The sequence below is a fragment of the Bacteroides sp. AF32-8BH genome, from assembly GCF_003435205.1.
Taxonomy (GTDB): domain Bacteria; phylum Bacteroidota; class Bacteroidia; order Bacteroidales; family Bacteroidaceae; genus Bacteroides; species Bacteroides ovatus.
Genome location: NZ_QVLZ01000002.1, coordinates 105,534 through 129,914 on the forward strand (window position 1 = coordinate 105,534; position 24,381 = coordinate 129,914).

The window sequence follows — 24,381 nt, forward strand, 5'->3', positions numbered from 1 at the left end:
AATTTGTTATAGGTTGTTGAGTGAAGTCGTCACTTTTTTCAGGTTGCTGTTTGTGCCCCATTCTTGTAGGCGTTGCAGGATTTGTTCGTCTGTAACCTTGCTGTGGTTGATGGTCAATAGCTCCAGATAAAGTTCGAGCAGTTGTTTGAGTCCGGTAACGGGTTTGTCTGGCAATCCGCCTATAAATTCTGTGAGCAGTGCTTCCAGTTGCTGGTTGTGGAAAGTACTTCGTTTGTACATGCTTTCGTACACTTGGGTGGTGAAGCGTTTTAGTGGAGCAAGTTCCATCTGGATGAGGCGGGCCAGGATTTCTCCTACCCGGTGATTGTTTATTCTTCCTGTGGATATTCCTTCTACCCATAATTCGGCTGCATAGGAACGGACTGTTTTGTCTACAAAAAGCAGCGAACCACTTAGTAGGAGTAAACTCATCTCTTTGAGCGGGCAGTGGAAAGACAACAACATGCGCAAGGCACAGGCGAGGGTGCGTTTGCTGTCTTCCTGCGGAGTGCCGAAAGTCATGTAGCAAGTGATAATCTGGGCTATTAATGGTTCCGGGCGGTTGGGAAAGCAGCATAACAAAGGTTCCATGTAACGGGAATCATCCATGTTATATTTACTGTTGATAATCAGATGTTCCTGCCATAACTGGTGGCTGTTGCATTCGGCATATGTATGCCATTTGTAGAACTCGAGTTGGAGCAGACGCCTGTCTGTTTCGTATGATTTCTCTTTGGGTTTTACCTCTTTCCACTCGTAGTCTCCTGTCAGATAGTTGTGTGGTAATGTGTTACAGGCGAAAGATTTGAATGCTTCGAATTCCGTCTCCGGTGCTTTTACCAGTCCGGCGGCCATCCAGGCGGTTGGATGATTGTAGGGCGGTTCGGGTAGCGTGTTTTCATCCAACAGGAACAGAAAGAGATGCAGGTATTCATCTTGCAACAGTTGCCGGGCGGTGGCGATGGCTTCTTCTTTGTCTTCCATAGCACATCGGGCAATAGCTAGCTGGAAATCCCATGGACAGGGTTTCGTTTCTGCTTTCTGATATACGGCAAGCCGGCGTACCAGTTCGGTAGCCTGTACGTATGCCGGGGTATGGGTGGGAGTAGAAAGTAGGGGGAAGGCATTGCCTCCTTTTATTTTACGGATCACATTTAGCCATAAATGTTTGATGGGTGTGAAACAGGTTGCGTTGCTGTAGCCGGGTTTCCAGTCGACAAGTCGTTTGAAAGAGCGCTCGTCGTAAGCTCCTCTGTTTTCATCTATTCCTTTCAGCCTTTCTTCCAGTCGGGTGAACATATTTCTCAAAAATCCTGTGTTGGAGGTATCTTTCTGTGCCCATAAGCGTTGATATTCCAGTAGGAAGGTAGCGAGAAGATCTTCGTATGGCTCCCAGCTATTGGCAACGATAGTGGCAGCCCGTTGGAAAACAGGTTCCATCCGGTTGAGATCTTCTTTGTCCAATTGGGGATGGAAAGCAATGATGGCGGCGATGGTTGTTTCTATCTCCCAACTTTCCTCCATATCGAACAAACGACTAAGCTGGAACAGGAAATCTTCTTTGTTGGCGGGGAAGGGGATAAAGTTGTCTTCCCTGCAGATGCGTACCGTTTCTCCTACACTTGCATCGGGTTCAAGGGTATCTTCCGCAGGCTGCGGTTTGAAAGATGAGAGTATCGCATGCACGCTTTGAAACATCTCCGGTTGATAAGATTGCAGTGTTTCCTGGAGATTGGATGAAGAGGCGTCTCCATACTTTGATATAAAATTAGCGGCTTTCTTTTGAAGGCTTTCGTCTTTCTTCAAGAAGAGTTGGCAGAGAGTGATGCAGCAGGGCTCTTTCATCTCGGGATGTTGTGCGACGATCTTTTCAAAGAGGGCGTAAATGGTAAGCAGCGAGTTTTTGGGGCTGGAGAAGAAAAGGGTGGTTGCACGTTCGATGAATTCCTGATAACGGAATCCTTCTTCGGATGCAATATTTTTCAACTGTTGCAACATCACGTTCACCGGTTTGGTATAGGAAGAGGTGAATATTTGCATCATCTCTTCTTGCAAGGATAACAGTTCTCCGGTAGTTGGTTGCAGAGTTTCGAAGAATCCGGCAAACCATCCTGCCATATCTTTTTTGAAACTCCGGTGGAAGGTGGCGAGTGTGGCTTTTAATAGGCGTTCTCTATCCAGATGGCCGTCCAGCGAAAAGCGGTAGAGAGCGGCACTGATACTTTCATCCCGTGCGGTAACTCCTTTTTTATAAGCCTCTTTGGCGCAATCATCTTGATAGCCGATGGACGATTCGTATTCGAAAATCGTCCAGATATGTTCTTTCAGGGTGATGTCCCGCTTGAGTAATAACTCACTGTTGAAAGTATCGTTTCCTTTAGGTTCTTTATTTCTGATACGGGTAATCCAGGGGAGTACATGTGCAATGCGGCTTGGAGCGATTTCTTTGAGGTATCCCATATCCATGAGCTGCATCAGCTGTTCGTAATTGAGATCGAAATTAAACCAAGTTTTGTCATCATTGATAAAATCAGTCAGCCAGGTGGGGTAGTAGAGCGGGAGTAGTTTGCAAAGCATATCAAACTTTACATGATATGCCATATCCATCTCCCGTTTGTTGGCGCAGACAAACTGGACAGCAGATAGAAAATGTGCCCGTGCCGCACTGCAGGTTGTCTCACTACTGAAACCGGCAAACTTACTTTTTATCCATTGTAAATCCCGGATAACCGGCAGCAGCTTCCGTCTTTCTTTCATTGGTAACTCCAGTAATCTCTTGACAAAAGGGATTAATATCTTCTCTTCATTCTCCGGAGTATCCACATAAGCCTTGGATAATTTCTCCAGTTCTTTTTTTAGTTCTTCCATTGTACTAGTTTCTTTACTGCTAGAATATGTTTGCAAGCCCCCCGTTCTCCCTGATTGCTGCTGAACCAGGTGCAAGTGCAACGCTCCTTCTCACTCTCTCTGTCGAGAATGACCGTATGCCTGACACCTCCACTTCCTGCCACGCGTGCTTCTGTCCGTTTCTCGTCATTCGATATGATTTCTACTTTTTCTTCTTCCAATAGTTTTTCTGCAGCTATCATTCGAGGATTGAGACTTAAAATACGTTCGGTTTTGAAAGGCAGGCGACGGTAGAAGAAGCTGTTTTCATCCAAATCGAATCCCAATAACCCCATGGCTGCCAGCCGTGCCGCGAGAGAATCTACCTTATCCAGGTCAATATGTTCCTCTATGGCAAAAAGAGTGGGGTTGAACTGTTGGTTGGCATAACTGTATTTGTCCATTGCCTCTATCCATCTTTCGGGGACATCTTCGAGCAGAGATTCCAGTGCGGCGCCTTCTCCGGAAAATCCTCTCCAACATTCGCGGGAAAGAGAAAGGCTGAAGCGTACCGGACCGAAATAAAGTTGCCAAATGGTAGATTGCATGGTGGGATGCGCAAAGACTTTCAGCTCATCGGCAAATGGAAGCAAGGGCTCGAGCAGACGTAAGCGATGAAGTCCTCCAATGCAGACGGCATTCATGCTTTTCACCGGTGAAAAGGCGGGTTTTTGACCGCGCATCACTAAATAATAGTCGCATTTCACACTACTTTTCGGAAGAGTCTGGAAGAGTTGCAAGGTTTGTATGCGATTGAAGGAGTAGAGCTGTTCCGCAACGGATTGATAAATCTGTACTGTAGTCAGCCCTTTTATCCATTTCACGGGAAGAGGTACTTTTCGTTCTATCACTTTCTCACCTTTATGATAAAGTCCCACCTCTTTGGGACCGACCGACATTACCATATTCTCCTGTCTGCCTATTCCTCCTAAGGCAGAAATCATTCCGGGATTAAAATCTACGTTTGTTGTCCCGTTTTCCAGAAATTCTCCGTCGTGTCCGTCAGGAAGCACGTCGACTCTGGCATATACACCTGCACAATTAGAGAATCCTTCAAAACGCAGGCGGTCATTTCCTGCGGTTACAATCGGATCTTTCAGCATGGAAAGCTGTGACGGTGTCAGATTAAAACTGGACTGCACAACATTGGATAATGCGATGAGGCAGCGTGCTGTCATGTAGGGTTGCGTCAACTTTCCCCAAAAGAAACAGGGTGTTTCTTTCTTTTCTATTTCGCTGTATTTGGCAAGAAACAGTTCGTCCTGATCGGCTGACCGTTGCAGTGCGGAAGGAGCTGCATATTGGTAAGAGATGGTATCAGTCATAGATAGTAAATCTGAATTTGGTTGTATATTCTCCAAATATAGAAATTAATTCTTAGTGAAAAAAAGAAGTAGGAGAATTTACATCGCTTTGGAATACTGATATTATAAAATATCGTCAAATGAAGCATTTATGCCTCTTTTGGCAGCAAATATTAAATACAATTCTTTATAGTCAGGCACAATTTTTTATACATAAAACAACTATTATTTATAACTATTCTTAATTTCTACGTTCCTTTTTGCCGGAAAATAATACTTTTGTTCCCATAATTAGAATGTTTTAGTAACAGATTCTAAATTAAGTCTTATGAATTTTTAAAGATGAAAAAGACAGCTGTTTGTGAAAATCGCTAATATTGTTTGTTTTGTTTGTGTTATCCCATTTTGAGTCAGGTGTGACTTCAAAATGGGATTTTCGCTATAAAGACAGTCTCAAAACCACCTGAATACTATCAAAAATGACCTAAATTCTATCAGTGGATAGATTTTCCCCTAAACAATGTCTGTTCTTCACCTGCCACATTTGTTGAAAACCCGTAAACTTGCAACATCAAAATGATGATAACGAATACTCACAATTAAAAAATAACGTATATGAAAAGTTTAAGCTTCAGGAAAGATCTGATAGGAGTACAGGATGAATTACTCCGTTTTGCATATAAACTGACAACCGATCGTGAAGAAGCAAACGATTTGTTACAGGAAACCTCATTAAAAGCATTGGATAACGAAGATAAATATACCCCCGACACAAATTTCAAAGGATGGATGTATACTATAATGCGGAACATCTTTATTAATAATTACCGCAAAATAGTGCGCGATCAGACATTTGTCGATCAGACTGAAAACCTCTATCACCTTAACCTGCCACAAGATTCAGGTTTTGAAAGTACGGAAAGAGCTTACGATTTAAAAGAAATGCATCGCGTAGTCAATGCTCTGCCGAAAGAATACAGAGTTCCGTTTGCTATGCATGTTTCAGGATTCAAGTACCGTGAGATTGCAGAAAAGCTGAATCTTCCGTTAGGTACTGTAAAGAGCCGCATATTCTTTACCCGTCAGAAATTGCAGGAAGAATTAAAGGACTTCCGCTAAACGTTTACTATCAATTTTCAGTTGGTATCAATAGGTATAGGGCAAAAGGATCTCGTTTCCTTTTGCCTTTTTTATTTTATGTGTTGGAGGTTTGTATTTGTTATGGGAATTTTTTCAGTAACTTTGTCACTGTTTAATTGACTGCTCTGACTTATCAGTCAAGGATAGTCGATTTGCTTCTCTAAATTGTCGAAGAATGAATAAAGATATAAATGTTATGATAAAAGCAATCATGCTCGATGTGGATGGAACATTGGTAAGTTTTGAAACTCATAAAGTGTTGCCATCCTCTGTTGATGCCCTTAGGAAGATTCATGACGGTGGAATTCGAATAGTCATTGCTACCGGTAGAGCGGCAGGCGACCTTCATGAAATAGCTGATGTTCCGTATGACGGAATTATTGCATTGAATGGTGCCGACTGTGTTTTGCGGGATGGCACCGTGATAAGAAAGCACCTTATTCCGAAAGATGATTTTAAGAAAGCCATGGAAATAGCAAAGACCTTTGATTTTGCAGTCGCTATTGAATTGGATGAAGGTGTGTTTGTTAATCGTCTGACTCCGACTGTCGAACAGATTGCTAAAATCGTGGAACACCCTATCCCGACCGTTGTAGACATTGAAAACCTGTTTGAAAAGAAAGAGTGTTGTCAGCTTTGTTTTTATATCGATGATGAGATGGAACAAAAAGTGATGTCGTTTCTGCCTAATCTTTCCTTGTCGCGCTGGCATCCTTTATTTGCTGACGTAAATGTGGCAGGAATAAGTAAAGCAACCGGCCTTTCGGTATTTGCTGATTATTATGGGATCGGAATGACGGAAATAATGGCTTGCGGCGATGGTGGTAATGATATTCCTATGTTGAAAGTTGCCGGAATCGGAGTGGCTATGGGAAATGCATCGGAGATAGTCAAGGCTTCAGCCAATTTTGTTACTGATACGGTGGAGAATGACGGGCTTTGTAAAGCGCTGAAACATTTTGGAATTATTTAATATTGGGTACTCTATAGCTTAATATTATAGGTGTTATTCCCCTATTGCTTATTCTTCGCCATTTCTGCTTTGTCCGTTGCTGTTGTTTTTACCTGTTTGGGAACAATTAGTTATCTTTTATTCTAGTTGGAGGATGGCTATAAAAAGGAAAAATTCCTGCAAGTGAAACACTTACAGGAATTTTTCAGTGGACCAGCCTGGGCTTGAACCAGGGACCTCCAGATTATGAGTCTTTTTGTGGATTATTTCATAGGATTGCATAAAGTGTAATTGTACTGATAATCAGTATCTAACACATTTTGCTGTTTGCAGGGAAATGCGTATATTTGCAGTGGTTTTCGTGCGAAAAGGTCACCTGAAGGTCACCAAAACGAGCGGAATATTAACTATAAATAAGTGCATTATGGAGATTGAAAAAACGAATAAGGTCACCGAAATGGCAAAGAAGAACGGAAAATCCAATGCAAGAGGAGAAAAATGCCTTGCGAAATTCACGGCTGCGAATGGCAATGTGTATGGTTCGCTGACTCTTGACATACGAAAAGCGGGCGACTATTCGCAACCGCTTCCAGTAGCTGTGCGTGTGTGTCATGGTGGACAAAAGATTTTCCTGCGCTTAGGAAAATCATACACTATGGAAGAATGGTTGGTTCTTTGCGATTATGAGAAAAGCGGTCGGCGCATCCAATTAGCGGAGCGTAACGATATGAAGAATCTGATGGACAGAGTGGAGCAGATGGCTAATCAACTGATTTCAGAAAACAATTTCTCTCTTCGCAAGTTGCAAGATAGGTTCCAAGGCAAGAAAGACGATGATAGCACCATCATCACTGTTTGGGATTCGTACATTCAATCTAAGACCAATGAAGGTAAGGTGGGTTCCGCTCGTTGTAGTAAGGATGTACGCAATCGCTTTGTGAAAGATTTGGGAACGGATGTATCGTTTGCAGATATTAACCGTGACTTTATCTTGAAGTGGGTAAAAAACATGAAGAAGAATGAATTGAGCACCACCACTATTGCTATCGCACTCCGTAGTCTAAGAACCATTATCAATATGTGTATCGCTAACGGACTGATGAAAGGTGATACCAAAGAAATGTTTAAGGACACGGGCTACAACAAAGCGCAGAGCCGTAAACATGAGTTTCTTGACGTGGCTATCATGCGGAAGCTCTATGACTTTTGGAAAGCTGACGAGGCAAAAGACAAAGATGGAAACGAACTGTTCCTCGGCAGAGAGAAGTATGCCATATTTCGCGACCTTGGACTATTCCTTTTTATGTATCTGGGCGATGGGCAGAACCTTGCAGATACACTCCGACTGACTTATGATGAACTATACTATGCCACTCATGGCAAACAGCTTCGTTTTCTTCGCCACAAAACCCGTGAACGGAACGAGAGTGCCAGCGAAGTGATATTTCCTGTTACTCCAGAGATTCAAGAGATACTCAACCGGTATGGCAATGTCCCAAAACTTGGGCGAAGGGTATTCCCCATCATGAGTGAGTTAATCACACCAGAACAAGAGATATGGGTTATCCAACGCTACAACAGATATATACGTGAGCACATGGCAAAAGTTGCCAAACTATTGGATATGGAACAGGTGCCATCACCCACTTGGGCAAGGCACAGCTTCGCTACCAACCTCAATAACTCTGGTGTCGTACCTTATAAATATATAAGCGACAGCATGGGGCATAGTGGCGGCGGTGACATTACTTCCAATTATATCGGTGCTTATCCGCTTGCAAAGATGCTGGAGTATAACCATTATCTACTCAATGAGAAGTCGAAAGAAAGTACTCCTGTGGTAGATAAGAAAGCCCTGCTTGAGATGCTGAAAGGCTTGAGCGAGGAGGAACGGACGGAGTTGATGGCTAACTTATCAGACTAATTATAGTTGCTCACCGCAAGAATGCCAAGTGAAATACCGCAAAAAAGTGGATTGAAATGCCACAAAAATACCGGATAAAACACCGCAAAAAAGTGGATTGAAATGCCACAAAAAACACGAATTGGCCATGCATTTCGCAGAAAATGTGTATCTTTGCAATTGAAAAAGCATATTATATGAGTTACTATAGAAGAACTGCCGATGCCCTGTTGCAAGACTTACTGGATGCATTTGGGGCTGTATTGATAGAAGGACCAAAATGGTGTGGCAAAACCACAACTGCATCTCAACTTGCAAACAGCATTTTGAGAATGCAAGATCCTAGTTTGCGTGAGGAGTATTTGGTCACCGCTAAAACTAAGCCGTCCATTCTGTTAAATGGAGCTACGCCTCGCCTTATTGATGAGTGGCAAGATGCTCCAATGTTGTGGGATGCAGTACGAACTGTTGTTGATGATCGTCAAATCCCCGGACAATTTATACTTACAGGTTCCAATGCCGTTGACAAATCCCAAATACACCATTCTGGAGTTGGTCGTATTGCCAGACTGCGTATGCTGCCTATGAGTTTGTGGGAATCACAAGAATCTACAGGTGAAGTTTCGTTGAAAGAACTTTTCAACAATCCAGATTATGATATTGACGGTAAGATGTCTAAGATGACCGTTGAGGAATTAATCTTTGCAGCCTCCCGAGGCGGATGGCCAGCTTCTTTGTTGGCTCGTACCCCAAAGGCTCAACTACTCGTTGCAAAGAACTATGTTCAAACAATTTGCTCCAACGACATTTCTAGCATTGATGGCAAGAAAAGAGATGCCAGACTGACCAGTATGATACTTCGGGCGTATGCCAGAAATGTTTCGACTCTGGTCAAGAAGAAGTCGCTTTTGGATGATGTGACCTCATCTGGCGAAGTAAGTTGCCACGTGGACACATTTGATGATTATGTTGCAGCTTTGGAAAAGCTATTTGTTATCCAGAACATAAGTGCATGGTGTCCTGCAATTAGAAGTAAAACCGCTATCAGAAGTGGCGTGAAACGATGTTTCTGCGACCCTTCCATTCCGATTGCTCTTTTGGGGTTGTCTCCTGAAGCGTTGAGCATGCAGCTCAAGACGTTTGGTTTTATCTTTGAACAGATGTGTATTCGTGACTTAAAGGCATATACTATGGACTTAAACAGTCACGTGTCTTATTATCATGACCGATATGATTTGGAAGCGGATATAGTGCTGCATCTGGAAGATGGACGGTATGCCTTGATAGAGTGCAAACTTGGCAGTCGTGAGATTGACGATGGAGCCAAGCATCTGCTTGAACTCAAAAGGCTTATACAGGAACATAACACAACAGAGAAACAGATGCCCATTCGGGAACCAGATTTGCTGATAGTGATGACTGGTGGAAGCATGGCATACACTCGTCAGGATGGCGTGAAAGTCATTCCGTTGGCTTGTCTTAAAGATTAACCCTATTAGCTAAAATAACACTTATGGGCAATAAGATGAAGGAATGGTTTGAGGCGAACCAAGAAATCTATGCAGAGTTCAAAAGCAAGATTCATTCCACATTGAACATTCTATCACAAGATGGAACCAATGTGGCAGAATGCGATGAAACTTACTCGCTTCAAAATATGCTTTTAGAGGCAATGGCAGCAAAGAATATGCCTGTTGAGAACATAATAAACACCTTCTCTAAAGCCGCAGAAGAAGGTGATATGGCTGCTTGTTGTATGCATTGCTATTTGGAATTGGATAATGGGTTTAAGGAAATAGAGAGTGCCATGACTAAATTTGAGCAATCTACGGATGCGCAATATATCAAAGATGTGGTTAAATTCCACTTGCAGGATAAAGAGCAGGAAACTCAAGAGGCATCAGACCGAGAACTGAATCTATTGCGTTTGCGCCGTTGGCATTACGAACACCCGAAAGAATATCAAGAGTTCACAAATCTCTTCACAAAAGCATACGAGGGTGACATGAGCTTCGCCTTCAAAGGTTTTTCCTACTTGATAGAACTGCTGTCACTTGATGGTATAAAAGGTATCTCCAAATTATTGTTAAGCCTATGCCCAGGAACTGAGAGCTACAACAAAGCTCAATTTTCTAATGTTAGTCAGCAGGCACACGAAAAACTGACTGAATTGTTTGCCTCTACATTTAACAAAGAGGAAACAAAAGATAAATTGCAGCACAATAATCCTTTCTTGTTCAGTGTGTTCTATTGGATGATATTTGATAATGGTTTCGTGAAGTCCGCTGATTTAGTAACTAAAACAATGATGGGAGAGAAGACTTCTTTTTGGCAGAAAAACTTTGGCGAACAAATTATGCGCTCTTTGATGCTTACCAGTATGGATAAAGCGACTTACACTAAAGGAACATGGAAAGCAGCAAACAATCGTGTAGTCAAAGATGTAGCTAATTCTGCATTACAAGAGAGTAAAGGCAGACGTGGACGTAAGCAAGTCTGTGTCCTGCTTGAAGAAATGCTTATACAACCTCATGCAGAATTTCTTACCAACGAGATAGAAAAAATACTCACCGAATGGATGGAAACGAATGATACGGATTCTATTCTTGCTTATATTTTTGCTGCGCTGACCAATGGAAGCTTGCTTAATGATACCTATAACTATCGTACTTTCCATACAGCCATCTTGGAAAAATTCCCATCCCTTGGATTTAAGTCTGGCTTTGATTGGGGAGAAGCCCTTTATAATGCCATTGTCAGTGAACGTGGCAACGACTATAATTTGAGTTTATCAGAAAAGACTGTTCAAACAGGAAAAGAACAGGCAAAGTTGATAAGCATAAGACTGCGCACCTTACTTTCCCCTGATGTATATTGATTGCATCATAAAGGCTTGATTTGTTAAAAAGAAACGCTGTTCCGTTAAAAGCACCTCGGCAGAAATCGTCATGATTTTTACCGAGGTGCTTTCATTTTATTCCATCGTAATTTCGCAGCGTAATTATTAAAACAACATGATATGCAAGGCAATTTTATAATGTTACAGAAGGATGACCTGAAACAGGTTGTTTCTGAATTGGTGGAAGAATTAGTTGGGAAAAAGCCACAGGCCGATTTGACACCAGAAGAGAGTGACGAGTATTTTACTCGCGATCAGGTATGTGAACGACTCCACATAACCTATACCACCTTGTGGCGTATGCAGAAGGAGGGAAGAATTATAGTTCACAAATTGGGAGGACGTAATCTTTACTCGAAGAAGGAAATCTCCTCACTTCTGAAAGCTAAAGTACAAACTGCTAATAGCGTTAATCCAAATGTTTAATCTAAAAGCAAGCATTATGGAAGAACAATACATTCGAGTAGGCACTACTATATATAAGGTAGTGCAGCAGCCTTTGGCAGATGGAACGATGACTACCCGCAGATTGCAATGGAGCTTTGGCACTATCCGACAAGATTATGGTAAGCACAATATCCCTACTATTGATAAATATAATGGTTTTTGCACAGTGCCAAGTCACACAGACTATCAAAAGGATGTTGCAGGTTTCTATAATCTGTATGAACCAATTGACCATGTTCCGGCAGAAGGGAATTTCTCAGATATTGAAAAATTGCTACACCACATCTTTGAGGAGCAATACGAACTGGGGTTGGACTATATGCAGTTGCTTTATATGCAGCCGACTCAGAAACTCCCCATCCTGTTATTGGTGTCAGAGGAACGAAACACAGGAAAGACCACTTTCCTGAACTTTCTGAAAAGTATCTTTCAGGACAATGCCACCTTTAATACAAACGAGGATTTCAGGAGCCAGTTCAATGCTGACTGGGCTGGCAAGCTACTCATCGTTGTGGACGAGGTGCTGTTGAGTCGTAGAGAAGATTCAGAGCGATTGAAGAACCTAAGCACAGCCCAAACCTACAAGGTAGAGGCCAAGGGTAAAGACAGACAGGAGGTAAACTTCTTTGCCAAGTTCGTACTATGTTCCAACAACGAACTTTACCCTGTTATCACTGACCCGGGAGAAAACCGCTATTGGGTGCGTAAAATCCGACCACTTGAAAGCGATGATACCAATTTCCTGCAAAAGCTAAAGGAACAGATACCTGCATTCCTCTATTATCTCCAGCACCGCACACTCTCCACCAACAAAGAGGGGCGTATGTGGTTTCATCCTACCCTTATCAGGACAGAGGCTCTTGACCGCATTATCCAGTGCAACCGCAACCATACGGAGTTGGATATGGTAGAGCTGATACGTGACATTATGGAAACGCAACACGTTGACAAGCTGTCGTTCATCCCTCAAGACTTAATACCGTTACTGACCATGAACGGTGTAAAGGTGGAGCAATGGCAGATACGAAAGGTCGTGAAAGATGTCTGGCGACTTACCCCTGCTCACAATGCACTGACCTATCTTGCCTATCAATGTGACTACACTAAGCCGGGGCGTGTTTCCTCAATTAGCAGAGTGGGACGTTTCTACACGGTGACCAAGGAATTTATAGACTCTTTAGGTTTATAATTCTTTGTTGAGTTGTTGAATTGTTGAGAACAACAGACTAATCTTTGGTACTCAAACAAATACAATTCAACAAGCACTCAACAAGAGGTGTAACTGGGCAAAAGAGAAAGCTATTTTTCTTTTCACCAGCCCATTCTCTCAACAACTCAACATTTCAACAAATCACTCACATTATGACTATACAAGAAATAAAGGCAATCCAAATATCCAACTTCCTTGCAAGCAAGGGATATGAACCAATAAACAGAAAAGGAAATAAGTGGTGGTACTTATCGCCACTACATACGGAGAAAACCGCATCATTTAAGGTGGATTTAACCAAAAACGTGTGGTATGACTTTGCACTGGGCAAAGGAGGTAACATCATTGATTTGGCGATGCAACTATACCACACGCAAAACATTTCAGAAGTATTGCACATGATGGGGCGTTCAATCATTCTACCCACAATACCAATTCAATCTACTTGCCCACAAAAGCACACTTCGTTTGAAGATATTGAGGTAAAAGAACTGGCTCATCCTGCTTTGCTACAATACCTCTTGGGAAGGGGAATTGGTTCTATTACAGCCAAAAGGCAGTGCGTGGAAATACACTACAAAAGTGCTGGTAAGCGATATTTTGCTATTGGCTTCAAGAATGATGCTGGTGGCTATGAACTTCGGAATCCATACTTCAAGGGATGTATTGCTCCGAAAGCAATCACTACGATAAGGAACCACGAAACAGCTTGTCACATATTCGAGGGATTCGTGGACTATCTCTCCTATCTCATACTACATGGCGAATGTGATGCGGTGGTACTCAACTCCATTGTAAACATCCCGAGTGCTCTCTCCATGCTCAATAAGTATTCTCAAATATGCTGCCACTTGGATAATGACAAAACTGGCAGAATGGCTACCTGGCAGATAATGAAAGCATTGGGAGACAAATGTACTGATGCCTCAAATGAGTATGAAGAATACAAAGATCTCAACGAGTATCTGATGAACAAAAGCATGGCATTCCAACAAAAGGGAAGAAACAAATTCTGACTTGGCGGCTGGAGGCAAAGAGGTGTGGCGTACATGACAGGGCTTGCCCTGATATAGCCCACTATAACTTCTCCACTTTGCTCCCGAAGTTGTGGGCTCTCCCGAGGGGCTGGGCGTTGCCCCGTCCCACTTAGGACGCTGCCCTAAGAACCCGGCAAGGACTGTCAGTCCTATGCAACCCGACCAAAGAGTGACCCTCTCTTTGGAAACTCCGTTCAGAGGCTTCACCCCTGAAAACCCCGAGCAGGAAGTGACCCTCTCCCTGCACCCTCCGATTAAGGCTTTGCCCTAATAACCCTTTTTAATATAAATCTCTAAAAGCATAAGTAAAATGGCACAGAAAACATCCATTAATATCAAACCCTGTAACATTGGTAGTAGTGAGGCACATAACAAAAGAGCAGCAGAATACCTCGCTCATATCAACAAAGAGAGGCTTTATGTCCGTACTGACCTTATGGCTTCAAACGAAGTATGGGTAGCACCTGAATTGGGCAACAGCTCATTAACTGACCGCTACAATCAGATTGCCCAAATGGTCAAGGAAAAGACTGGTCGGAAAATGCAGACCAAAGACCGTGAACGAATGAACAAGAAGACAGGCAAGGTGACTATCGTGCGTGGCAGCACCCCACTCAAAGAGGGTGTCGTGGTAATCAAAGATGATACCACGTTGGAGCAGTTGCAGCATTTTTGTGAGGAGTGTAAGGAACATTGGGGTATCACAGCTTTGCAAATCTTCATCCACCGTGACGAGGGGCATTACGGCAATCTCGGAGATACCGCCACATGGATGCCCAATCTTCACGCCCATATCGTATGGGATTGGATGAACCACGATACTGGAAAATCCTGCAAACTGGACGAGAAATGCATGGGCGAGATGCAGACGCTTTTGGCTGAGTGCTTAGAGATGGAAAGGGGTATATCAAAAGATCTTACAGGTAAGAAGCATTTGGAAAGGACGGACTTCATCATAGCCAAGCAGAAGCAGGAAGCGGAGCAAGCTAAAGCAGAAAAGGAAAAAGCTGTCACCGCCAAAGCGAAAGCCGAAGCCGAGCGCAACTCCATAGAGGTTGAGAATAAGGCTAAATCTGAACGGAGTGCGGCACTTGACAGCGAGATAGCCGACAAGCAGAAAAAGCGTGATGCAATCCGCAGAAACATGGTGGACGGTATCTTGGATAGTGTCGGCAGTCTGGTCGGTATTGGTAAGACTGCCACTCTTGAAATGGAGTACAAGCTGCTCGCACAGGAATATGATCGCCTTAAAAAGGCGTTTAGGCCGACTGTCATCAAAGAGGTGGAGAAGCAGACAAAGGAACTGGCTTTGGAAAAGCAGAAAGCCGAAGCGCAACGTGATAATGTCATTGCGCAAAGTTGTTCTATTGCTTCAGAACGTGACAAGGCTATTAAAGAACTTAACAGTCTAAACGAAAATGTGCAACTGCGCATCAATAATGCGGTCAAACTTGCCAATGCGGAGAAAGACAAGACCATCAGCCGATTGCAAGGTGAGTTGAATTCACGCAAGCTGGTTTTTGCTATTATTGCCGATATGCTCTATGCTGCCAGTGAGGTATTCAAACGTGCCATTGATGCAATTATTCACTACAGCACGGACAAATACAAGTCTATCTTTGGCAGTGATGAAGCTGCTGACATCAAGAGCGTGATGCAGAGCTATGGCAAGACCAAAGAGCAGCAGCAAACAATCGGAAGATGGCTTTGCGACTATGCGGACAGCCGACAGTCTTTTGATAAAATAAAACATCGGCAGACCTACAAGGAGGTTGCTGATGTCGCTAATGGGGCTTATGATTGGAAAATAGAACAAAATCAGGTAGGAATACGTAGATAAGAACTATATGACATGGCAATTAAATCAGAGAAACTCACTCCTTTTGGAGGAATACTTTCAATCATGGAGAAATTCGGTAGTGTAAACAGAGCCGTGATACAGTTCAGTTTACACTACCGTTATGCGTGAATTTGACTTATCTTCCGCTCTTTTGCTGAAACAGCGTCTATTGCAAGAGGGAAAAAGCGATCTCTTGTTTTCTAGATTGTCAGTTAAAGAGACGGCTTATCGTTTGCATTTCTTTGAGCCTAACCACCTGATGCGTTTTTTCAAATAAATGACAAGACAGGCTATCAGTAAATTTATCAAATCAATCAAATGATCCTATTTTTTTAGCCTAATTTTTTCATGATAGAAATAGTTTACTATAACAGGTTTTCCTTTTTGAGAACGCCCGTATGGTAAATCGTTTATACGATAAGGATAACCTTCCGCTTGAGCAAACGCAGCTACTTCCTGTTCCAAGACCTGCCAGTAATCTTTTCGTTTCTTGTTGTAGGTATCATCATACAAGGCTACAAGCTCCGGATGCTTTTCCCGTATATACCCCATGATGTCTCTCTTAAATTGTCCACGAAGATTCAGATTTTCCAGCCATATCAAATCTGCATAATCTTTTACCCGATTAACGATAGCTTTCACATCTGTAATTCCTGGAAAAATCGGTGAAATAAAACACACGGTGCGTATGCCTGCATTATAGATCTGTTTCATGGCTTTAAGTCTTCGCTCAATGCTTACGGCACGATCCATATCACATCTGAACTGTTCATCGAGTGTGTTAACTGACCAAGATACTGTCACTTTCTGAAAGCCTTTAAGTAAATCAAGATCACGCAAAACCAAATCTGACTTAGTACAAATCATGATTTCAGCATTAGTGCCTTTTAACTCTTCCAGCAGTTTACGGGTTCTGCAAAAATCTTCTTCATACGGATGGTATCCGTCTGTTACAGAACCGATAACAATCCGTTGTCCATCATATTTATGCGGATTATCAATAGGTTTCCAATGCTTTACATCCAGAAACGTACCCCAAGGCTCTGTATGCCCTGTAAAACGTTTCATGAATGAAGCATAGCAGTACTTACAAGCATGAGGACAACCTACATAAGGATTGACAGAGAAGCCCCCTACTGGTAATGAGGATTTAGTCATGACATTCTGTACATCTATTTCTCTGATTATTTCCTTTTCCATATTTTTTCTATAAATTGTTTCGGTAGTTCTTGAATCATTCGGTATTCTCCCATTATAGGCAAAAGGTATTCTTTCATAAATACCAAAATATAATTTCTTTTCGCCTGTTCTACAATATGACGTACTCATTCAGGATTGGCATCTACTTTCCCTTTCCTTTTGCCTGTTTCCGTTCCTATAACAATCCATTCGTAACCCTCTTTTCAGGCTGTTTCCCAATCAGAGAAGTCGCTCATAATATTATTGTTTCTCCATCTTCTGGAATAATCAGGCGACTCATTTCTATTTTGTGATGCATGGCTTCGTTACGCAGAATTGCGCGTGTAGTCTGCCCATGATCGGTAGCTTCCATGTGGACTGCTATTAGTTTGATGTGGGCGGGAAGTTCATCGAGCATTGTCATAACTTCTTGCTCATCTGGAATGATAGAACCTTCTGTTTGAGAAAATTCAGGAAAAATTGCACCTCCACTGTTCACTATGATGTAATCTGGAGAAAATTGTTCAATGGCCTGACGGATACAGTCTTCCCATTTACAGTCACTCATTATATAAATAGTAGGGAAACCGTGTGCAGTAAGTACATAGCCTGATACCGGCCCCATCATTTCTCCAATCTTTCCGAAGCCATGGTGTCCTTGGATGCGATGAATGGTTAAATTTCCAATAGCTTTATCTTTTTCAATGCTTTCTACATTTGTAAAACCATCCTGTGTAATACTCTCTTTATCTTGCGGTTGTGTCAGGAACAGGATGTTCTTCGCTAAATGCTGTTTCACTGTCGGGTCGTAATGGTCAATATGGTTGTGTGTCAACAATACCATATCCAGACCGTCCGCAATTTCATTCATCGGCATCGTGAGGTGTACTCTTGGGGTCTTATACACACCTAGAGCCGACTGTAAAGTGCCTTTTCCGGCAAGCATGGGGTCAACAAGTATCTCTTTTCCAGCATAATGGATTCGCAATGTTGCATTACGGATCAATCGAATTGTTACTTTTTCTTCCATCATAATTTATTGTATTGATTATAGCCGCAAAGTTCGGTAAAAAAAATCGGATGCATTATGCCTTAAAAACAGGAATATATGCCATTTTGATAAATAAAAAATAGTATATTTGCCCCAAAAAACGAAATCAATGGATAAAATCGTCAATCCTGAACGTCTGGTCAGCGTTCCTTTTAGCAAGACACGCTGTGGTGTGGACTTTTATATCAACTCAGGCTACAGTAGCGATGTATGTGGTGTCCTGACGGAAAACCGGGTGTTTAAAACAGATTTTTTTAGCTTCTATTTTTTTCGTAAGGCCAATGGGTATCTGCTGCTGAATTTCCGCAAATTTGAATTGCATGCCAATATGGTATTGCTCCTCTCGCCGCATCAGCAGCAGGAATGGCACGTGGATGAAGCAGAACTAGATTACTCTTTTCTTATATTCCGCGAGGATTTTATGCGCACATTCATAGCGGACAAGTTTTTTGTGTACCGCTTGCTGTATTATTATCAGACCGACACGCCTCCCTATCTGTTTGCTTCGCCGGAAAGCATGGCGGAGTATATTCGTCTTTTAGGAATCATAAAGCAGGAGCTTCTGCATCCTGTTGCCGATACTTATAATCTCATTGTATCTGTGCTTTACTACTTATTGGTTATTATCAACCGGGCGTATGCCGCCACTTATCATTTACCGATTGATGTACCTAAAAACAATTACGCATTCCAGTTTAAGGACTTGCTGGAAAAGAATATCCGTACGAAACAGCGGGTGCAGGAATATGCGGATATGCTCCGTGTGAGCCGTATTACGTTAAACAGTTCCGTGATGAGTCAATTCGGCGTATCTGCCAATCATCTGCTCAAGCAGCGTCTGTTGGAAGAATTGAAGAATGAGTTACTGTTTGCTAACCGAAACGTGAACCAGCTGGCCGAAGAGTTTCATTTCTCCGACCCGAGTCATCTGATGCGTTTCTTTAAACGTGAAACTGGAAAGACTTTTACGCAATATTTGCGCGACTACCAAAATGGAATATACGAATGAAAACGGACAGACTGGAAAGCTTGCAGATTGACCATTCCCATACCAAAGATGTTTTCAACGACTTACAAATATGCTTAGTGGGAAATCCTATTTCGGCCTAAAATGTGCATCACATTCCGCAGTGTCAAGTTCACCATAGAATAAAAATCTATAAAAATTCTCTGCAATCCCATGCAATTTCAAAAGGTCACTCTTGCAGAGTTTCGCTTCAAAAAGGTCACCTGAAGGTCACCTGTAAAAGAAAAAGCACCTACAGAAACTCTGTAAGTGCTTGATTTTCAAAGTGGACCAGCCTGGGCTTGAACCAGGGACCTCCAGATTATGAGTCTGTTGCTCTAACCAACTGAGCTACAAGTCCGATGTATCCTTTGTTGGATGCGGTGACAAAAGTAGTATTTTCCCTCGAATTATGCAAATCCTTTTGATAAAAAACTACGATACTTTATTTTTAGAACTTATATTTGCGCTTCGGGTTCTTGGGGAACCATCCTTTTTGTACCCGTTCTTCCTGTTCGAAGACCTCTTTAATCGTCCAGAAGGAAGAAAACGCAAACACGCCAAGCAAAGAAGATAAAATCACATTATCGATGCTTAATGAGGCGACCACACCGGCTATGCCGAGTACCAGGAATATCCACCAGCATTTTGTACCCCAATAGTATTCGGCCTTTACCACGACGGGGTGAAAAAGGCCGATAATCAAAAAGGTACATATTCCGATGAATAACCCCGCAAGGTGATATTCATTTAGAAATTCCATCACAATTATTTTTCAACGCGGATGGGGATTTCTTTCTTGATACTCTGTTCCAGAGAAATCAATGTCTCGGTAGCTACCACACCCGGTATTTCTTGCATTTTGTTATTCAGCAAATCCATCAGATGTTCGTTGTCGCATGCATAAAGCTTTGTCAGCATTGTGTACGGACCTGTAGTGAAATGACATTCCACAATTTCGGGAATCTTTTGTAGTTCCGCTACGACAGATTTGTACATGGAGCCTTTTTCCAGTTTGATACCCACGTAGGTACAAGTTCTGTATCCCAATGATTTCGGGTTCACATGGTAACCAGAGCCTACAATGACACCTAGGTCAATCAGTCTTTGCACACGCTGATGGATAGCTGCGCGTGACACTCCACATTCGGCTGCTACGTCTTTAAAAGGGATGCGGGCATTCTGGGAGATAATCTCTAGGATCTGCCTGTCGAGGTTGTCTATTCTTTCCATAATAATAAATTGTAATTTCCTGTTGTTATCAAATAGTAAGCAAATATAGAGATTTATTTTAATTATTCTTCTTTTCGGAGAAAAAAAATAGGAAAAAGCAAAAAAAAGAGGCACAAACGTTTTGCGCCTCTTTCCTTTTTCTATTTAGAAAAGAACTTTCTTATTTCTTATCTTTTTCGATGCTCAACAGTTCAACTTCGAAAATCAAAGTAGAGAACGGTTTGATTTGGTTGCCAGATTCTCTTGCACCGTAAGCAAGTTCTTGTGGGATATAAAGTTCCCATTTAGAACCTACAGGCATCATAGTCAAAGCTTCTGTCCAACCTTTGATTACTTGGTTAGCACGGAAAGTAGACGGTTCGTTACGTTTGTAAGAGCTGTCGAATTCTGTTCCGTCGATCAAAGTACCTTTGTAGTTCACTTTCACTTTACAAGTGTCAGCAGGAATTTCACCTTTACCTTCAGTGATTACTTTGTATTGCAGACCGCTTGCAGTTGTTTTTACGCCGTCTTTAGTCTTGTTTTCAGCAAGGAATTTTTCGTTTTCAGCTTTATAGTCAGCATATTTTTCTTCCAAAGCTTTTGCTTTGATAGTTTCCATAGCTGTACGAGTATATTCTTGAGCTGCTTCCATAGTCATCACGCCACCTTTTTCCAAAGTACCTGCGATGAAACCTGCCAGGAAGTTTTCTTTGCTGATGGTTTTAGTAGAGTCAGTGCCAAACAATTCCTGGTTGATACCTTTCATCATCTGGTTGCTGATTTGCTGACCGATTTGCAGACCTGCCATGTAAGCGATGTCTTTTTTGCTAGTCTTGTTTGCGCCTTCATTCAAACCTTTGATGAAGTCTGCCATATAAGCAGTATCAACGTCCAGACGACCTGTCAGATAGCCTTTCAGACCTTGAGTCTGTGCCATACCGATAGAATAAGACAGTGAGTCGATGTCTGATTTCAGATTTGCTTTAGGAGCTTGAGCTGTACAAGAAGCAAGGCTTGCAGCAGCGGCGATTGCCATAAAAATACTAACTTTTTTCATTTTGCTTTGAAATTTTTTATTTATAATACTTCGAGTAATTCTACTTCAAAAATGAGTGTGCTATGAGGAGGGATCATTTCTCCGGCACCTCTTGCGCCATAACCAAGTTCTGACGGAATATACAGTTTCCATTTAGACCCTTCCGGCATCAGCTGCAAAGCTTCCACCCATCCCGGTATTACTTGGTTGACACCGAATACAGCCGGTTCTCCGCGTTGGATAGAGCTGTCGAACAGTGTGCCGTCAATCAATGTTCCTTCATAGTGGCATCTTACCTGGTCGGTAGCTTTCGGCTTTTTGCCTGTACCTTCTTTGATGATTTCATATTGTAGTCCGCTGGGAAGAACAACTACGCCCGGTCCTTTTTTGTTTTCTTCGAGGAAAGCTTGTCCTTGCTCGATAGCAACGGCACCCATTTTAGCTTCCAGTTCTTCGAAATACTTGTTTACTATTTCGCGGGCTTCATTGTGGCTGATAGCCGTCTGATTGCCTTCCAATACGTCTTTGATTGCTTGTGCGAAATCATCTACCGCAAGGTTTCCGATTCCCATGCTTGATAAGTTTTGACCAATTCCGAGGCCAATAGAGTAACTGAATTTATCCATATAATGTTTTTTGTTGGCGATTGAAATGTATCACCATCATGGTTTTAGCTTTCAATCAATTGCAAATTTATGAATCGCAAAAGTACGTGTTTTATTTGAATGATTTAGCATTTGCTATTTAAAAATTCTTATATCTGTGAAAGTTAATCGCTTTTCTTTAAAGAATTAGTTTTTTTTGTTCGTAGGATTTAATCGGCTTATTCTTATTATTTAGGTTGGTTTATGTGGATAATTAATCGTCTGACAGCTGTTGAACTTGCGTCTGACAATTGTTATTCTTTCGTCTGACAACTGTCAGACGAAAGAATAACAGTAGTCAGACGAATAGTTGTTGCCATAAATGATGCTAACTATCTGCATCTTTCATCTTAAAGTTCTGCATAAATTGGATTATATTAAGCGTGAGAAAGTGTTCTTTTATTCGATGATTCTGATTACATTTGTGTGGCTATTAAAAAAGAAGGAGGAATAGTAATGAAGAATCTGGTAGTTTTGACGGGTGCGGGTATGAGTGCCGAGAGTGGGATTAGTACATTTCGCGATGCAGGCGGTTTGTGGGATAGGTATCCTGTGGAGCAGGTGGCCACTCCTGAAGGTTATCAGCGTGACCCGGCTTTAGTGATTAATTTCTATAATGAGCGTCGGAAACAGTTGTTGGAGGTGAAACCGAACCGTGGGCATGAACTGTTGGCGGAACTGGAGAAAAGCTTCCATGTGACGGTGGTGACACAGAATATTGATAACTTGCACGAACGTGCCGGGAGTAGCCACATCATTCATCTGCATGGCGAACTGACGAAAGTGTGTTCCAGCAGAGATCCTCATAATCCCCACTACATAAAAGAACTGAAACCGGAAGAATATGAAGTGAAGATGGGAGACAAGGCCGGCGACGGCACTCAATTGCGACCTTTTATCGTATGGTTTGGAGAAGCTGTGCCGGAAATTGAAACCGCCATCCAATATGTGGAGAAAGCGGATATTTTCGTCATTATCGGTACGTCGCTTAACGTATATCCTGCGGCGGGGCTGCTTCATTATGTACCGAGAGGAGCAGAGGTGTATCTGATTGATCCGAAACCGGTAGATACGCATACTTCCCGTTCGATACATGTAATTCAGAAGGGAGCTTCTGAAGGAGTGGCTGAATTGAAACAGTTGTTGGGAGTTTGAGAGGTTTTCTTTTCCCGGTTTTATTCCAGTTCGGTGGCAAAAATATGATTGTTCCGGAGTACTTTCGATATTTCGAGTGCAGAGATATCCCTGCACTCGATTCTTAATATTTTCTCCCAGTCCTCAAAGTCCACATTCCATTTGTCTATTTGGGGGAACTCTGCCAAAAGCTCTCCTATGCGCTTGATGTCACGCCTTTGGGTGATAGAAGTTCGAAAAATCAGAATCTTATTTTCTTTTTCCATATTCTTTAGGGTTTTATTTTAATGAACGGAACTCCCGGATCGTCATACTGAAATGCAACCTGAAATTGCGACTTAAAAGTGAAAGGCTGCTAAAGCCGCAAAGACGGGCGATTTCGGTGGCGGAAAGTTCCTTGTTTCGTTTTAATAATAGGGCTGCTTTTTCAATCCGAGTGCGTTTGATATAATCCGTAGGCGTTTCGCCCGTCAGGATTGTAAATACGCGATGGAAGTGGAAAGGAGAAAAGCAGGCGATACCTGCCATTTTCTGTAATGATAACGGCTGGTCTATGTGATTGTGAATATAGTCGGTCACTTTATTGATCCGTAACTGATATTCCTGTTTATTGATATCTTTCGTCTCCATGTTTTCTGCAAAGTAAAGGATAATAAATGCCGGAGAGTTGTCCTATCTTGCTAACTTCTCCGGCAGATAATCAATCTTTTTTTTGTCCTATATAGAATACGTAGCCGTAGTATTCTTTATACTTATTATATAGGCTCTCTTCATACCGTTGCCCGGTGATGAGGTCTGCGGCTGCGTCATTTCCTGCATATTCCTTCAAAAAAGCTTCCTGAACAGGGAACTGGGGAGCGTAAAAATGCTCAAGCCAGCAATTTTCCGGTAAAATGAAATGGGCTGTCGGGATATATCCTGCTTTTTCCATTTGCATTATCTTTCTTGGAATCGTATCGATTTCCGGGTAATTGGCCATCCAGAAGTCTTCTATTTCGGAGGGACGTTCCGGGGTGAACCAGGAGGCTTCCGTTACAGCGATAAATCCGTTCTTTTTCAGGAATTTGTTCCATTCGTTCATGCCGCGTTCGAATCCTATGTTATAGATAGCGCCTTCGGACCAGATCAGATCGAGTTCTTCCTCTTGAAATGGCAGAGCGTCCATGGAACCGACGATACCCTTTACTCTGTCTTCACAATGGGCTTCTATTGCATTTTTGTTGAATAGCTCGATAAAGTCGGGGAAAAGGTCGATACCTGTAATTTGTCCTTTCGTATAGTTGGCTAATGCCATTGTCTGACCGCCTGTGCCACAGCCAATGTCGGCTATTCGTGCCTTGTCGGACAGTTCGTTGATGAAGCTTACGGCTTTTTGTGTGACTTCAGGACTTCCGGGACCTTGACGTTTTAATGCCTTGAAGTAATTACATATCAGTGTAAAATCGAATTCGTGGATTGATTTAAAATCGTTACTCATTGTTTTAATGTTTTAGTTGTA

At 42.3% G+C, this 24,381-nt stretch carries 23 protein-coding genes and 1 tRNA gene; 12 read left to right on the plus strand and 12 right to left on the minus strand.

Features of this window, described 5'->3' with window-relative positions; translation table 11 throughout:
* Window positions 1–6 precede the first annotated feature (6 nt).
* Both DWZ47_RS01825 and DWZ47_RS01830 read right to left on the minus strand, forming a co-directional pair.
* On the minus strand, window positions 7–2,868 hold the full coding sequence (locus tag DWZ47_RS01825) for a DUF6493 family protein (protein WP_117512178.1): 2,862 nt from the start codon (window positions 2,866–2,868) through the stop codon (window positions 7–9).
* Window positions 2,856–4,211, minus strand: coding sequence for an SWIM zinc finger family protein (locus DWZ47_RS01830; protein WP_004302599.1), 1,356 nt, complete (start codon window positions 4,209–4,211; stop codon window positions 2,856–2,858). Before DWZ47_RS01830 ends, DWZ47_RS01825 begins: the two co-directional genes overlap by 13 nt.
* A gap of 594 nt (window positions 4,212–4,805) precedes the next feature.
* Between DWZ47_RS01830 and DWZ47_RS01835 the strand changes: the two genes are divergently transcribed.
* The 10 genes from DWZ47_RS01835 to DWZ47_RS01875 all read left to right on the plus strand — a co-directional run bounded on the left by DWZ47_RS01835 (window position 4,806) and on the right by DWZ47_RS01875 (window position 15,618).
* Window positions 4,806–5,309, plus strand: a complete 504-nt coding sequence (locus DWZ47_RS01835; protein ID WP_004302598.1) for an RNA polymerase sigma factor — start codon at window positions 4,806–4,808, stop codon at window positions 5,307–5,309.
* A 217-nt stretch (window positions 5,310–5,526) separates the two neighbouring features.
* Entirely contained in the window at window positions 5,527–6,303 is a 777-nt protein-coding gene (locus tag DWZ47_RS01840) for a Cof-type HAD-IIB family hydrolase (protein WP_004311110.1), read from the plus strand.
* A gap of 403 nt (window positions 6,304–6,706) precedes the next feature.
* Window positions 6,707–8,206, plus strand: a complete 1,500-nt coding sequence (locus DWZ47_RS01845) for a tyrosine-type recombinase/integrase (RefSeq protein ID WP_039953531.1) — start codon at window positions 6,707–6,709, stop codon at window positions 8,204–8,206.
* Between the two features lie 176 nt (window positions 8,207–8,382).
* The gene (locus DWZ47_RS01850) at window positions 8,383–9,675 is read left to right on the plus strand and encodes an ATP-binding protein (RefSeq protein WP_039953438.1); all 1,293 of its coding nucleotides are present in this window, start codon (window positions 8,383–8,385) and stop codon (window positions 9,673–9,675) included.
* Between the two features lie 23 nt (window positions 9,676–9,698).
* Window positions 9,699–11,063 (plus strand): DUF6043 family protein, encoded by a 1,365-nt coding sequence (locus DWZ47_RS01855; RefSeq protein ID WP_004291645.1) that lies wholly within the window; start codon window positions 9,699–9,701, stop codon window positions 11,061–11,063.
* 141 nt (window positions 11,064–11,204) lie between these two features.
* Window positions 11,205–11,510 (plus strand): helix-turn-helix transcriptional regulator, encoded by a 306-nt coding sequence (locus tag DWZ47_RS01860; RefSeq protein ID WP_004291644.1) that lies wholly within the window; start codon window positions 11,205–11,207, stop codon window positions 11,508–11,510.
* 13 nt (window positions 11,511–11,523) lie between these two features.
* Entirely contained in the window at window positions 11,524–12,720 is a 1,197-nt protein-coding gene (locus tag DWZ47_RS01865; protein ID WP_117512241.1) for a primase-helicase family protein, read from the plus strand.
* 173 nt (window positions 12,721–12,893) lie between these two features.
* Window positions 12,894–13,757: a toprim domain-containing protein gene (locus DWZ47_RS01870; RefSeq protein ID WP_004291642.1), complete on the plus strand. Its 864-nt coding sequence runs from the start codon at window positions 12,894–12,896 to the stop codon at window positions 13,755–13,757.
* 91 nt (window positions 13,758–13,848) lie between these two features.
* A complete protein-coding gene (locus DWZ47_RS30325) occupies window positions 13,849–14,049 on the plus strand; it encodes a hypothetical protein (protein WP_138346571.1) in 201 nt (66 codons plus the stop codon).
* A gap of 39 nt (window positions 14,050–14,088) precedes the next feature.
* Window positions 14,089–15,618, plus strand: coding sequence for a mobilization protein (locus tag DWZ47_RS01875; protein ID WP_004291640.1), 1,530 nt, complete (start codon window positions 14,089–14,091; stop codon window positions 15,616–15,618).
* Window positions 15,619–15,942: 324 nt separating this feature from the next.
* On the opposite strand, the gene DWZ47_RS01885 is transcribed toward DWZ47_RS01875, so the two are convergent.
* Window positions 15,943–16,818: a radical SAM mobile pair protein B gene (locus DWZ47_RS01885; protein WP_014775428.1), complete on the minus strand. Its 876-nt coding sequence runs from the start codon at window positions 16,816–16,818 to the stop codon at window positions 15,943–15,945.
* A 232-nt stretch (window positions 16,819–17,050) separates the two neighbouring features.
* Complete coding sequence (locus DWZ47_RS01890; protein ID WP_039953527.1) at window positions 17,051–17,827, minus strand: MBL fold metallo-hydrolase; 777 nt, start codon at window positions 17,825–17,827, stop codon at window positions 17,051–17,053.
* Window positions 17,828–17,957: 130 nt separating this feature from the next.
* On the opposite strand from DWZ47_RS01890, the gene DWZ47_RS01895 reads away from it, so the two are divergent.
* Complete coding sequence (locus DWZ47_RS01895; RefSeq protein ID WP_004291636.1) at window positions 17,958–18,857, plus strand: helix-turn-helix domain-containing protein; 900 nt, start codon at window positions 17,958–17,960, stop codon at window positions 18,855–18,857.
* Window positions 18,858–19,141: 284 nt separating this feature from the next.
* On the opposite strand, the gene DWZ47_RS01900 is transcribed toward DWZ47_RS01895, so the two are convergent.
* The 5 genes from DWZ47_RS01900 to DWZ47_RS01920 form a co-directional block, all read right to left on the minus strand.
* Window positions 19,142–19,215 (minus strand) — tRNA-Ile (locus tag DWZ47_RS01900).
* Between the two features lie 90 nt (window positions 19,216–19,305).
* Complete coding sequence (locus DWZ47_RS01905; RefSeq protein WP_004302581.1) at window positions 19,306–19,617, minus strand: DUF4491 family protein; 312 nt, start codon at window positions 19,615–19,617, stop codon at window positions 19,306–19,308.
* A 5-nt stretch (window positions 19,618–19,622) separates the two neighbouring features.
* Window positions 19,623–20,087: an Lrp/AsnC family transcriptional regulator gene (locus DWZ47_RS01910; protein WP_004302580.1), complete on the minus strand. Its 465-nt coding sequence runs from the start codon at window positions 20,085–20,087 to the stop codon at window positions 19,623–19,625.
* A 160-nt stretch (window positions 20,088–20,247) separates the two neighbouring features.
* The gene (locus DWZ47_RS01915) at window positions 20,248–21,126 is read right to left on the minus strand and encodes an FKBP-type peptidyl-prolyl cis-trans isomerase (protein ID WP_004302579.1); all 879 of its coding nucleotides are present in this window, start codon (window positions 21,124–21,126) and stop codon (window positions 20,248–20,250) included.
* Window positions 21,127–21,146: 20 nt separating this feature from the next.
* On the minus strand, window positions 21,147–21,731 hold the full coding sequence (locus tag DWZ47_RS01920; RefSeq protein WP_004302578.1) for an FKBP-type peptidyl-prolyl cis-trans isomerase: 585 nt from the start codon (window positions 21,729–21,731) through the stop codon (window positions 21,147–21,149).
* 474 nt (window positions 21,732–22,205) lie between these two features.
* Between DWZ47_RS01920 and DWZ47_RS01925 the strand changes: the two genes are divergently transcribed.
* Entirely contained in the window at window positions 22,206–22,904 is a 699-nt protein-coding gene (locus DWZ47_RS01925) for an SIR2 family NAD-dependent protein deacylase (RefSeq protein ID WP_004302577.1), read from the plus strand.
* A 20-nt stretch (window positions 22,905–22,924) separates the two neighbouring features.
* Here DWZ47_RS01925 and DWZ47_RS01930 read toward each other — a convergent pair whose 3' ends face one another.
* The 3 genes from DWZ47_RS01930 to DWZ47_RS01940 all read right to left on the minus strand — a co-directional run bounded on the left by DWZ47_RS01930 (window position 22,925) and on the right by DWZ47_RS01940 (window position 24,360).
* Window positions 22,925–23,149 (minus strand): hypothetical protein, encoded by a 225-nt coding sequence (locus DWZ47_RS01930; protein WP_004302576.1) that lies wholly within the window; start codon window positions 23,147–23,149, stop codon window positions 22,925–22,927.
* 13 nt (window positions 23,150–23,162) lie between these two features.
* Window positions 23,163–23,513 (minus strand): helix-turn-helix domain-containing protein, encoded by a 351-nt coding sequence (locus DWZ47_RS01935; RefSeq protein WP_004302575.1) that lies wholly within the window; start codon window positions 23,511–23,513, stop codon window positions 23,163–23,165.
* 70 nt (window positions 23,514–23,583) lie between these two features.
* Window positions 23,584–24,360, minus strand: coding sequence for a class I SAM-dependent methyltransferase (locus tag DWZ47_RS01940; RefSeq protein WP_004302574.1), 777 nt, complete (start codon window positions 24,358–24,360; stop codon window positions 23,584–23,586).
* Window positions 24,361–24,381: the final 21 nt, after the last annotated feature.

Excerpts from the sequence above, each read along its gene's own strand:
- DWZ47_RS01925 (WP_004302577.1), top strand. The coding sequence starts at position 22,206 with ATGAAGAATCTGGTAGTTTTGACGGGTGCGGGTATGAGTGCCGAGAGT.
- DWZ47_RS01830 (WP_004302599.1), bottom strand. The coding sequence starts at position 4,211 with ATGACTGATACCATCTCTTACCAATATGCAGCTCCTTCCGCACTGCAA.
- DWZ47_RS01890 (WP_039953527.1), bottom strand. The coding sequence starts at position 17,827 with ATGGAAGAAAAAGTAACAATTCGATTGATCCGTAATGCAACATTGCGA.
- DWZ47_RS01825 (WP_117512178.1), bottom strand. The coding sequence starts at position 2,868 with ATGGAAGAACTAAAAAAAGAACTGGAGAAATTATCCAAGGCTTATGTG.
- DWZ47_RS01905 (WP_004302581.1), bottom strand. The coding sequence starts at position 19,617 with ATGGAATTTCTAAATGAATATCACCTTGCGGGGTTATTCATCGGAATA.
- DWZ47_RS01940 (WP_004302574.1), bottom strand. The coding sequence starts at position 24,360 with ATGAGTAACGATTTTAAATCAATCCACGAATTCGATTTTACACTGATA.
- DWZ47_RS01860 (WP_004291644.1), top strand. The coding sequence starts at position 11,205 with ATGCAAGGCAATTTTATAATGTTACAGAAGGATGACCTGAAACAGGTT.
- DWZ47_RS01875 (WP_004291640.1), top strand. The coding sequence starts at position 14,089 with ATGGCACAGAAAACATCCATTAATATCAAACCCTGTAACATTGGTAGT.
- DWZ47_RS01915 (WP_004302579.1), bottom strand. The coding sequence starts at position 21,126 with ATGAAAAAAGTTAGTATTTTTATGGCAATCGCCGCTGCTGCAAGCCTT.
- DWZ47_RS01930 (WP_004302576.1), bottom strand. The coding sequence starts at position 23,149 with ATGGAAAAAGAAAATAAGATTCTGATTTTTCGAACTTCTATCACCCAA.
- DWZ47_RS01855 (WP_004291645.1), top strand. The coding sequence starts at position 9,699 with ATGGGCAATAAGATGAAGGAATGGTTTGAGGCGAACCAAGAAATCTAT.
- DWZ47_RS01870 (WP_004291642.1), top strand. The coding sequence starts at position 12,894 with ATGACTATACAAGAAATAAAGGCAATCCAAATATCCAACTTCCTTGCA.
- DWZ47_RS01845 (WP_039953531.1), top strand. The coding sequence starts at position 6,707 with ATGGAGATTGAAAAAACGAATAAGGTCACCGAAATGGCAAAGAAGAAC.
- DWZ47_RS01935 (WP_004302575.1), bottom strand. The coding sequence starts at position 23,513 with ATGGAGACGAAAGATATCAATAAACAGGAATATCAGTTACGGATCAAT.
- DWZ47_RS01895 (WP_004291636.1), top strand. The coding sequence starts at position 17,958 with ATGGATAAAATCGTCAATCCTGAACGTCTGGTCAGCGTTCCTTTTAGC.
- DWZ47_RS01920 (WP_004302578.1), bottom strand. The coding sequence starts at position 21,731 with ATGGATAAATTCAGTTACTCTATTGGCCTCGGAATTGGTCAAAACTTA.
- DWZ47_RS01840 (WP_004311110.1), top strand. The coding sequence starts at position 5,527 with ATGATAAAAGCAATCATGCTCGATGTGGATGGAACATTGGTAAGTTTT.
- DWZ47_RS01910 (WP_004302580.1), bottom strand. The coding sequence starts at position 20,087 with ATGGAAAGAATAGACAACCTCGACAGGCAGATCCTAGAGATTATCTCC.
- DWZ47_RS01835 (WP_004302598.1), top strand. The coding sequence starts at position 4,806 with ATGAAAAGTTTAAGCTTCAGGAAAGATCTGATAGGAGTACAGGATGAA.
- DWZ47_RS01850 (WP_039953438.1), top strand. The coding sequence starts at position 8,383 with ATGAGTTACTATAGAAGAACTGCCGATGCCCTGTTGCAAGACTTACTG.
- DWZ47_RS01885 (WP_014775428.1), bottom strand. The coding sequence starts at position 16,818 with ATGGAAAAGGAAATAATCAGAGAAATAGATGTACAGAATGTCATGACT.